1 protein-coding gene is annotated in these 1,034 nt (G+C 66.7%); it reads right to left on the bottom strand.

Annotated elements, in window-relative coordinates; genetic code table 11:
* Positions 1-241: 241 nt before the first annotated feature.
* Positions 242-1,034: tetratricopeptide repeat protein (locus KBX08_RS33320; RefSeq protein ID WP_210787721.1), on the bottom strand; the 793-nt coding region annotated here is incomplete at its 5' end.

The raw sequence follows: 1,034 nt of genomic DNA, 5'->3' as shown, positions 1-1,034 counted from the left end.
GCGTTGCGGGTGAGCTTGCTGGAGTCCGCCGTAATTCCGTCATTCGAGACACCGACCCCACAGGCAGTGCCCTAACCAGGACCTTCAGGCTGGAGACCTCTTCGGCGTCCCCGAAGCCGTTTTATTGGCTTACCGTTCGGGCGAAGGGCCACGCGCTGATCGACCGGCAGCTCTACCTCCCGGCGTCGTGGACCGATGACCGAAGGTTGGGTAGACCTTCGGTCGCGCCGAGTTTAAGTAATCAGGTCGCTTTGCGGCTGGTAGCTCGTTCTTGGCGTACCTGTTCGAGGAAAGCGGTGTCGGATGCGAGGTCAGGGTGGTCGACGTGCTGGTCGAGGTCAACGTCGCGTTCCAGTTCGCCGATCGCTTGGTCGAGGTTGCCGGCCGCCCGGTGGATCGTCGCGATGTTGTAGCGGGAGGCGGCTTCGCCGGCCCGGTCGCCGATCTCCCGCCGGATCGGCAGGGCCTGCTCGTAGTAGACCAGGGCCCGCTGCCGGTCCCCGAGTCCGGCGTACACACCGCCGATGTTGTTGAGGGTGACGGCTTCGCCGGCCCGGTCGCCGATCTCCCGCCGGATCGGCAGGGCCTGCTCGTAGTAGACCAGGGCCTGCCTAGGGTCCCCGAGCCCGAGGCGCTGCCGGAACAGCGGGACGTAACGCGAGGCCCCCATGCGCTCTGCGGCTTCTGCGAGCCGCTGGGCGTCGTCCATCGCATGGTGGTCTAGGAGGGCGACCCACACTGGCTCCGGCAGGAGCAATTCTCTCCGGCTCTCGAGCGTCACCTGATATAGATAGTCGGAGACGACGTAGCCAGCGAGCTGGCCCGGTCTGGCCGACACGGGCATGAGACAGGCGACCTCGCCTACCGTGCGGGCGGTGGCATAGCTGAGGGCGTTGTCGAACCAGTCGTCTCCCGCGGTGGCGTAGTCACCATCGTAGAGATAGGCCGCAGCGGCCGCAGCGAGGAAATCGGCCGTTAGCGGTGCCGTGACGCCGACGCGGCGGGCATCCAGGGCCGCGGTGATGACCGCTCCT

This window comes from Micromonospora sp. H61, assembly GCF_018070325.1.
Taxonomy (GTDB): Bacteria; Actinomycetota; Actinomycetes; order Mycobacteriales; family Micromonosporaceae; genus Micromonospora; species Micromonospora salmantinae.
Note: the sequence above shows the minus strand (reverse complement) of the source record. Positions and strands in the feature narration are given on the sequence as shown.